The organism is Prevotella sp. MGM2 (assembly GCF_002933955.1).
Classification (GTDB): domain Bacteria; phylum Bacteroidota; class Bacteroidia; order Bacteroidales; family Bacteroidaceae; genus Alloprevotella.
Map to the genome: position 1 here is coordinate 1 of NZ_BEWW01000060.1, position 9,901 is coordinate 9,901.

The 9,901-nt window shown below is 50.1% G+C and carries 7 protein-coding genes; 3 read left to right on the forward strand and 4 right to left on the reverse strand.

The window, feature by feature from the left end; all coding sequences use genetic code 11:
* Nucleotides 1-124: 124 nt before the first annotated feature.
* Together C5S62_RS01420 and C5S62_RS01425 are read left to right on the forward strand one after the other, a co-directional pair.
* The gene (locus tag C5S62_RS01420) at nucleotides 125-820 is read left to right on the forward strand and encodes a HesA/MoeB/ThiF family protein (protein ID WP_104403749.1); all 696 of its coding nucleotides are present in this window, start codon (nucleotides 125-127) and stop codon (nucleotides 818-820) included.
* Nucleotides 821-955: 135 nt separating this feature from the next.
* On the forward strand, nucleotides 956-3,316 hold the full coding sequence (locus C5S62_RS01425) for a beta-galactosidase (protein WP_104403750.1): 2,361 nt from the start codon (nucleotides 956-958) through the stop codon (nucleotides 3,314-3,316).
* Between the two features lie 283 nt (nucleotides 3,317-3,599).
* Here the strand turns inward: C5S62_RS01425 and C5S62_RS01430 are convergent, their stop codons facing one another.
* Together C5S62_RS01430 and C5S62_RS01435 are read right to left on the reverse strand one after the other, a co-directional pair.
* A complete protein-coding gene (locus tag C5S62_RS01430; RefSeq protein WP_104403751.1) occupies nucleotides 3,600-5,762 on the reverse strand; it encodes a CotH kinase family protein in 2,163 nt (720 codons plus the stop codon).
* 76 nt (nucleotides 5,763-5,838) lie between these two features.
* Entirely contained in the window at nucleotides 5,839-6,357 is a 519-nt protein-coding gene (locus C5S62_RS01435; protein WP_104403752.1) for a DUF4252 domain-containing protein, read from the reverse strand.
* A 514-nt stretch (nucleotides 6,358-6,871) separates the two neighbouring features.
* On the opposite strand from C5S62_RS01435, the gene pyrH reads away from it, so the two are divergent.
* Entirely contained in the window at nucleotides 6,872-7,582 is a 711-nt protein-coding gene (gene pyrH / locus C5S62_RS01440) for a UMP kinase (RefSeq protein ID WP_104403755.1), read from the forward strand.
* A gap of 93 nt (nucleotides 7,583-7,675) precedes the next feature.
* Here pyrH and C5S62_RS01445 read toward each other — a convergent pair whose 3' ends face one another.
* Nucleotides 7,676-9,316, reverse strand: a complete 1,641-nt coding sequence (locus C5S62_RS01445) for a PspC domain-containing protein (protein WP_104403753.1) — start codon at nucleotides 9,314-9,316, stop codon at nucleotides 7,676-7,678.
* A gap of 13 nt (nucleotides 9,317-9,329) precedes the next feature.
* Nucleotides 9,330-9,695 (reverse strand): PadR family transcriptional regulator, encoded by a 366-nt coding sequence (locus C5S62_RS01450; protein WP_104403754.1) that lies wholly within the window; start codon nucleotides 9,693-9,695, stop codon nucleotides 9,330-9,332.
* Nucleotides 9,696-9,901: the final 206 nt, after the last annotated feature.

Here is a 9,901-nt window from a genome sequence, read left to right on the forward strand (position 1 = left end):
GATTTTATGGAACTATATAGTATAACAGACCATGATGATTTGCTTTATATTGACGTGAGAAAAAATAAAATGAAAGTTGATAACAAAGCGTGATAACATTTAACAGCATCTCCGCTGAATCATTATGAATTTTTTAGCTTCAGAACGTTACAGTCGTCAGATACTCCTGCCGGAAATAGGCGAGGACGGTCAGGAAAAGTTGCGCCGTGCCCGTGTGTTGCTGGTGGGAGCAGGCGGGTTAGGATCTCCCGTATCTCTCTATCTGACTGGTGCAGGCATAGGACATTTGGGACTCATTGACGATGACGTCGTGAGCCGGAGTAATCTTCACAGACAAGTACTCTACGATGAAGCCGCCATAGGAGAATTCAAGGCATTGGAGGCTGCGCGCCGGCTTCGTGCGCTCAATGATGAGGTTGAGATTATTCCTTATACTGAGCGTCTCACAGAGGAGAACGCCGAATCTATCTTACAAGATTATGATATAGTGGTGGATGGTTGCGACAACTTTACCACGCGTTATATTCTCGATGATGTCACAGCCTGCCTGCATCGGCCGTATGTATATGGTGCAGTCTGTGGTTTTGAAGGACAAGTCGCCGTGTTCAACCATCCGGATGCTCCTTGCCGCTACCGGGAACTTTTTCCTTCTCCGCCACTGGCAGAAAAAAGCATAATAGGAATGACGCCTGCCGTAGTAGGCAGTGTGTTGTCTCATGAAGTGATAAAGATTATATGTGGCTACGGAGTTAGTCTGGCCGGCCGGCTTTGGACTATAGACCTCCGGAATATGCAAACCTTTACGCTTGAACTGAAGTGACCTTTCTGTCTCTGTGCCAAAGGTGTTCTGATACATGCCTGTGTTAATCTGAAATAAAAGAAACAGCTGAAAAACTGACTTAATCATATTATTTGTATTACATTTCTTATTAACCATTAAAACCATGTTTAACTGATGAAGAAAAAAGTCACCTTACTGCTTTTTGTTTTGTTGTGTTGGAGTGCGGTTTTTGCGCACGACTTCAAAATTGAAGGCGGCCGTTTTGTGCTCGATGGCAAGCCCGTTACACTGATTTGCGGAGAGATGCATTATCCGCGTGTACCTCAGGAATATTGGCGCGACCGGATACGCCGTGCCAAAGCTATGGGCATCAACACCATTTCAACTTACGTATTTTGGAACATACACGAGCGCCGGCCGGGTGTGTTCGATTTTACTGGTGAGGCTGATTTAGCCAAATTTGTGCGTACCGCTCAGGAAGAGGGGATGTATGTAGTTCTGCGTCCCGGTCCGTATGTATGTGCCGAATGGGACTTCGGTGGCTTTCCTTACTGGCTGCAAAAAAACAAGAAGATGGTGTGGCGCAGCGATGATGCCGACTTTCTGGCTGCCTGCAAGCGTTATATAGACCGTTTGGGCAAGGAACTCGCGCCGCTCACCGTAACCAACGGAGGACCGATTCTATTGGTACAGGTAGAGAACGAATACGGTTCCTACAGCAACGACCGTGTTTATCTGGGCAAGTTACGCGACATGATCGTAGAAGCTGGTTTCAACGTACCGCTTATTACTTGCGATGGTGGCGGACAGATGCCCAACGGCCATCTGCCCGGTACGTTGCCCACCATTAACGGCGTTGTAGGCGAAGAGGTTATCCGAACCATCGACCGCTTTCATCCCGGCGGTCCCTATATGGTGGCGGAGTTCTATCCCGCCTGGTTTGACGTGTGGGGAAAACGTCATTCGCGCCGCGACTTCAAGAATCCTGCCGCCCAGCTCGACTGGATGCTGGCTCATAACATATCCGTGAGCATGTATATGTTTCATGGCGGTACCAATTTTGCTTACACCAACGGTTCTAACAACAGCTACGGCTATGAGCCTCAGCCCACCAGCTACGATTACGATGCTCCTTTAGGAGAATACGGCAATATCACACCCAAGTATATGGCTTTCCGTGAAGTCATTCAAAAGCATCTGCCTGAGGGTAAAACCCTTCCTGACGTACCGGCGCCCAATCCTGTTAGTACATTTCCGGTGACAGCCCTTACCGAAGTGGCTCCTCTCAAGGCCGCTTTCGTACACACCATAGAGAGCGAACACCCGCTCACGATGGAAGATGCCGATATGGACTTCGGTTACATCCACTATGCTACAACAGTGAAAGAAGCCGCCAAGGGCTGGCTTGTTCTTAAGGAACTTCGTGACTATGCCGTCATTATGGTTAACGGCCGATATGTGGGCAGCCTCGATCGCCGCCACCGGCAGAACAAACTGGAAGTGAACATTCCCGCCGGGGCACGGTTGGAAATTCTGGTGGAGAATGTAGGACGTGTCAACTATGGTGCCGACCTGCTCAAAAACCTCAAGGGTATCACGGAAAAGGTGACGCTTGCTGGTAGAGAACTTACCGGATGGGAGGTAACGCCTCTACCCCTTTACGCCAATACGCCGGCCGGCAGCAAAAATAATTTTTATGTCGATTACAAAAAATTCAGGAAAGCTTTCAAGACCGTATCTGAAGGTAAGACATACAGTGAAATCAGCGGCCCTGCTTTCCATCGCGGAACGTTCAGCCTTGACAAGAAAGGTGATGTATTTCTCGATATGCGCGGATGGAATAAAGGTGCCGTTTGGGTGAACGGGCGCAGCATCGGCAAGTATTGGAATGTGGGACCTCATCAGACGCTCTACGTACCCGGTCCGTGGTTGAAGAAAGGCAAGAATGAAATCATCGTCTTTGAAATGGAAAACCAAGGCCATCACACTGTGGCCGGACTGCCGGAACCGATTCTCGACTCTGTGGGCGTTGACCTGCACGCCCCTAAGACCGGTGATCGCAAGCAGCCCTCCGGATTGCCCGTTGTGGAAGAAGGCGACCGCATTCTTACGGCTTCGATGAAGAAAGAGGACGGCATGCAAGAGTTCCTTTTGCCCTCGCCTGTCACGATGCGCCACCTCTGCCTTGAGATAACTTCGAGTTACGATGGCAAGAACGCCTGTCTTTCCGAAATAGAGTTATTGGGCAAAGATGGCCGTCCTCTCTCTAAAGACGATTGGAATGTGGTTTACGTCAACACGGAAGAAGTTGTTGAAGGAGATGCTGAACTGCTCTTCGACGGCAACAATGCAACCTACTGGCATTCGCAGTGGCAGAAAGAGCCTGTAACGCCTTTCCCGCACCGCATCATCATCGACTTGGGCGAAATTCAAACGGTAAGCGCTATCCGCCTGCGCCAGCGTTCTAAGAACATGCCAGGTTGTGTGAAGGATTTCAAGGCCTATGGCCGACCGCAATTCTTCCTCTTCAAATGAGCCGGAGACCGGCAATCCCTACAAACTGTTTGCAGCACACAACCTATGGAAGTTTTTTGTAGGCCGGTCCGCTTTACCTGACCTCTCATTTAAACACAGTTGGCTTTCCGATGGAAAGCCAACTGTGTTTAAATTGTAATATCCCGTTTCTTGAACAATGAAAGCAGGTCATTGACTATGATTTTTTTGCACAACAGCAGAAGCTATATCGGATTTTCAAATGATATATGACATCTGCAGGGGCTTCCTCAAAAAAATGACGGAACGTCTTATTTTACATGCTTTACTTATAGCCATACCGGTGGTCGAGATATTTCACCCGGTCTCGTATCCATTTTTTCAGATAAGCGTTCTCACCCTCAAAGTCAAAGGAAATGCCATTGCTTCTGTTCCACTTGCGCGACTCTCTGTGTTCGGCCCCACTCTCCTGCAACAGATGGTGGTAGGCTGCAAAGCGCCCGTAGAGTGATTCCGGATTGAAGTGTGTGCGGCGCAACTTGCGATAACGGTTTGCCAGCAGTTTATGCCAATCGGCCGCGTTGAGTATTTCCAAACGTTCGAATAGAGCGTTCTGCATAGAGCCGTTCAGGAGGAAACGGCGGTAGTCATTGTCGGCGCGGCAGTTGCTGCGATGCCCGCCCCAATCGCGGCCGAAAGTGCCGTCAAGGTCCCAAGGTACGGGAGTGAGTTTGTGCGATTTCGAGGCATCGTAAACAGCCCAGTACATGTTTTTGCCAGAGTTGTCGACGGCATGGATAAGTTCGATAAACAGATAATAGTCGGCCACAACGGGAAGATCGAACACGTTCTCCACTTCACGGCAGAACTCTTTGTCACCCGCAGTCCCGACAAAGGCACAAGCGTCATAAAGAGGGCGCCAGTCGGTTTTGTCCCGGCCATTGGGTTCGGGATATTTCGACTCCCAATTGCCCCAACTGATAGCCGTGTTGTCATAGTGTGGCGGTTTCTGACCTATGGGTCTGCCCGTGTGGCGGTTCATGCCCAACAAAGTCCATGAGTCCCAGTTGCGCGACTTGTAGAGGCATCCCCTCACCTTGCCTTTCTTGCTTGGGGCTATCTGCACCTGCTTGCGATCCACACGCTCGGTAAGATTGTAAATACCACGATAAGAACCGTTTTCAAACACCTCCACCAACCGGCCTCTCACTGCCGTTCGGACATCAGGGGCAGAACCAGCATAATAAGGCCGTGTAGCCATATCGCCCCACAGGTCCATAGCCACACGATTACGCATGCGGGCGGGGTCGACGGCCAAGGCATCGAGCACCCAATAATTGTCGGAACGCATGCCGAGCAGGCTGCGGTTGAGTTTCCGCCCAGTGGCATCGACCAGCTTCATCCCGTAGGACTTCTTGGAGAGTAGTGAAGTGTAGCTGCCCCTATGGCGGAACTGTGCTGAAAGAACGGAGTCGGCACCGGAACTTTCGGGATCATGCAGGTGGAAACTGCCGTTGTTAAACTTCTGTTTGGAAAGTCCGGAGGCCGTAATCTCCACAATGGGTAAAGCCGTAAACTGCAAGCGCGCCGTAGCCACGGTGTCGCCCGCTTTATCGGTCAGCGAAAGGCGGAAATAGCGTGCGCATCCGGCATGAGTAAAAGTATATTTCCCGTGGCGTCCCACCGGAAAACCGTCCACATGAAGCTGCCCTTCAAAAGGAGGTACCACATCGAGCCGCACATCGATGCTGCCGTTGAGTTTGCGCTCGGAAACAGCATAAAGATACTTATCAGTGCCGACAGTAAGGACGGGCCGCTTCTTGTCAATGGTAAAAGTGAGCAGACTGGCCGGAGCATGACAGCGGGTTCCCGCAGCCGACTTTGAACTCACCATAGTGGGAACGGCTGCCAGTGATTTTTTCGCATTAGAGTAGCAAGTAGCGGGCAGAACCAGCTTGCGACCGTTGAGTTCGTTGACGACCTGCCCCTTTCGGTTGACCAGAAAAAAGCGCTCGTTGGAAGTAAGCGACAAGGACGTTTCCGCATAAGTACCCACTATGTAGGAACCGCGTCGCACATTGAGATAATGATTGCCGTGAACACAGTTGCTCACACTGATCCCTGTTGTTCGGATACCGATATGCCAGCGCGAAAGATCTCCGTGGTCGGTGGTGCTGAGGTAGACGTAGCGGCGTATAGAAGTGCGTTGTCCGTCATAGGTAAGATAACGGCCGGTAGCGGTGTTCTGAAGAAGAAATTTTCCATCGCTCTTCTGCGTAATCCGCCACCAGTTGCCGGCGGCGGGGCCGGCAGCAGAGCAAACAATGGCGCGGGAATCGTCGTTACGGGGCGATACGGCAGCGCCTGGCCATTCCAGGCAGCGTATCTGATATTCCTCGCCAGAGACGAAGGGGACGTTTTGGCCCCGCATGTCGCACTGACTGAAGAGCAGGCATATAAAAGTCAGGATTTTACAGAAATGTTGCATGATGTCCTAAAAGAAAATGACCGGTAGCCGAAACACCGCTGTGACTGGCCACCGGTCGGTAAAAAACAAGTGAAAACTATGAAAAACTCTTGCGTATGATGGTTGGAATGTCAGCGACCTGTATTTTACCTGTTATCTGTAGAACGCTTGAATAATGATCTGAGCGGAATTTGAATACGAGGAGTTCGTCGATAGTCTTACCGCGTCCGCGACGGCAAAAGACAACGACCTTGACACTATGTGATTCGGTGCTCATGTATTCCTCATATTCCTTCATGTTCATTACTTGGGCACAGTCTTTCCGTATTCTTGCAGTAACAGTTTGACTGCGGGTGACGAAACTCAGCATGCCGGTCAGACGGGGAGCTACATTATTGATGTCCCAGATGGAGGACCTCCACACGGTATTGTCAACGGCCGTCTGAAGAATCTTACCTGAAATGTAAGTGCGCAACACTTTGGGATCGGAGGCGTAGCTGTCGAAAGAATAGCCAACCTTCGGGGCTACAACGGAAGTAACGCGGATTGCTGCCCCGGCTGTTTGGAAAAGCATGAGAGAAAAAAACAGTAGGAGGAGAGATCTTGTCCGTTTCATAACGATATTTTTATAAATAAAACTTAATGTAATCTATACATTTTGTGTATTCCCTATTTATATAACACACAATCTGAATTTTTATAACAGGAAAAGGTCACTTTTTTATGAAAAACCGCGTTTTTAACAATTACGGCTTTTTTACTCACGCAAAACAGCATGTCACGACGATACACAAACAGCAAGGAGCCTCTCCTATGAATGTTGTACGACAGGTCTGAACTGCTGTCTGTCACTTGTGAAACACCTCAGGATGTAATATATTTGATTTTTCACTGTATTTTAAAGTATTAAAGTCATCCGACAGAAAAGAACTTTCATGGATTTACTTGCTTGCTGCCGTCATATTGTGAGGAAAAAAAGTAACGGCTTATATTTTTATTTGTATTTTTGCCGTAAGCAAATGGCTGGAGGCTACGGCTGCAGCGCGTTTTTCCGCAAGGGACGCTTATCCTCATCTTTTGTGGGAAATAGCCTGAGGCTTCTCTTAAAGTCTAACCGTAAAAACATATATATGATGAAATTTAAACGTATTCTGCTCAAACTGAGCGGTGAGAGTCTGATGGGCGAACAGGGCCACGGCATCGATGTAAAGCGCCTGAACGAATATGCCGCGCAAGTGAAGGAGGCACTCTCAATGGGGGTGGAAATTGCCATAGTGATAGGTGGCGGTAATATTTTCCGTGGTCTCAGCGGAGCCGGTAAAGGTTTTGACCGGGTGAAGGGTGACCAGATGGGCATGTGTGCCACTGTCATCAATTCGTTGGCACTCAGTTCGGCTCTTGGCGCTATCGGCGTGAAAAGCCGCGTGCTCACAGCCATCCGCATGGAACCGATAGGAGAACTCTACTCCAAGTGGAAGGCCATTGAGGCCATGGAACGTGGCGAGGTGGCCATTATCAGTTGTGGTACGGGTAATCCTTATTTCACCACCGATACGGGGTCATCGCTCCGCGGCATAGAAGTCGAGGCCGACGTAATGTTGAAAGGGACACGCGTGGACGGCGTATACACAGCTGATCCCGAGAAAGATCCTGCCGCAGTGAAGTTCGATGAAATCACTTACGATGAGGTGCTGGCCCGCGGCCTGCGCGTCATGGACATCACGGCCACAGCTATGTGTAAAGAGAACGGTTTGCCCGTATATGTGTTCAACATGGACGTGGTGGGCAATCTTAAACGCGTGCTCAACGGCGAACCCATCGGTACTTACGTTCACGCCTGACGCAGGCAGACCACTGTTCTCATCCTCAAGGCGATGATGCTTAAATCAAAGCGGCCGGCTCAAATTGATATTGAGCCGGCCGCTTTGCCGTTTTTATTGGTCGGTGCGGACCAGTTTCAGATTATATAGAATCACCGAAGAGGATTTGTAACTGTCATTGCCGCCGGGGCCGTCGGTAGACAAACCGTAAATCAGGACGCCGCCGGAGTGGCGCAGGCTGTCAACGGACACATAGCGCCAGTTTGATGCCTGCTGATGCAGGTTGCTGAGGGCAGTACTGTCAGTCACACTTTTCAGGAGTTCCGTGCCTTTGGCATCGGCAATACTGATGTCTTTCAGCCGTATTCCGCTGGTACCTGTCACATCAGCCCATGTTGTTTTATTGCCTTTGGGCCGGGCAAAAACATAGCACCCCGTGCCGGTGGCCCTGACGATGGCCTCCACCCTATAAGTGCCGGCCGGAACCTGCAATTGTCTCTCTACGCAAAAACGCATTGGACTTCCTGTGTGATCCTTTCTGAAATCCAAAACGTTGTACCATCCTTCATCTTTCACAACATCGGACACAACGGCGGTCAGGTCGGGGGTGCATCCCTCCAGCTTCTTCAGCTCCAGACCGTATTCATCAAGCACCGACCAGCTTTGTTCTTCCGCGAATATGCCGTGGCGTGTGTTTTCTTTCATTTCCTCCACTCTCACCTGGTGTATTCCCGATACGCAGGTGTAGACGCCGGAGCTGATCATCGTGATGAGAGAAATAACGCTCACCATGATGAGGGTACGCCTGGTGGTTTTCGAATGCTTTTCCGCAGATTTGTCGCGTATCATCCAGTAGATGCAGGCAAAAATGATAGTTCCCAGGAAAACGATGCCGGACACGAGTGTTATCCAGGATGTCCAGATGACAGTGCCGTTTAACCAATGGAGGAAGGGGAAGGCCGGATGTGTCATGTGGAACAGTGTGCGGTAGAGGAGCGGGACGAGAAATACGATCAGAGGTATGAGCAGGCACACGAGTATAACGATGAGGCCGACTTTGAACAGTGCGATGAAGGCTTTGAGCAAGGTGCTGAGACAGCCGCCGGCTTGGGCCTCCTGATAGATGTTATTGGCAAATTCGCCGGTGCGGTTCACGCCGCGTATGATCTCTTCGTTGAGTGTCTGGGTGTTGATGGGCTGGCCGCGCATCTGCAGACGTTCGGCTGCCGTCTCTGCCTGTGGAATGATGGCCCACAGTATCAGATAGATGATTGAGAGGGTAGTGGCGCTGGCGAAGAAGAGAATGATGGTCAATATGCGCCACGGCAGCGGGTCGGTGCCGCCGAAATATTTGCATAAGCCCGACAGTATGCCGGCTATCATGCGGTCTTCCTTGTCGCGGTAGAGGCGTCGCACGGCTTTTTTTCCTGTGCTCTCTGTGGTGTCGGCGGTTTCCGCCGCACCGTTCCCGTTGGCGGCGGATGCTTCGTTTTCGGGTTCGAGCTGGTCGGGATTGCCTATGCGGCCTATGATGTTTTCAATGTGCTCTATGCTTATGGCTTCCACGCCTCCGGCTTTCAGCTCGCTGAGCAGTTCGCCCACCCGGCTTTCTATGTCGGTAGCTATTTCGTTGCCATCCTCTTTGTTGCTGAAGTAGGAGCGCATATTGTCGAGATAGTTTCTCAGCAATTCGTAGGCATCTTCATCGATGGCATAGAGTGAGCCGAAAAGATTGATGGTGATGTTCTTTTTCATGATGGTGATGTTTTTACTGTTTTTCGGTTGTAGGGTGTTGGATAGTGGGATGCTTTTGTTCTTTGAGCAGTCCTACGGTTCGGGCCAGTTCATTCCACGCAGCATCGAGCTGGGTGAGAAAAACGGTTCCCTCTTCGGTGAGAGCGTAATACTTGCGTGGCGGACCTTGTGTGGACTCCCGCCATTCATAGTAGAGCAGTCCGTCCTTTTTCAGGCGTGTGAGCAACGGGTAGAGAGTGCCTTCCACGACTATCAGCTCAGCTTTTTTGAGGCGCACTATGATGTCGTTGGTATAGGCGGCTCCATGGCGCAAGAGCAGTAGCACGCAATATTCCAGCATGCCTTTGCGCATTTGCGATTTGGCGTTTTCTACGTTCATGGCTTATTCTTTTTTCTTGTTTTCGAAGTGGGAGGAATGGTTTTCCTGCTCCCGTCGCTGCAAAATTATGTATAAATTAGTATTATGCAAAACATAGTACTGTTTATGTTGCTTATTTTAAGATTTTTTATTATTTGAAAAAGTCATAAAGGGGGTCAAGCCGAAAACACGGTGCATGAATTTTGAGAAAAGTGTTAAATTTGTGG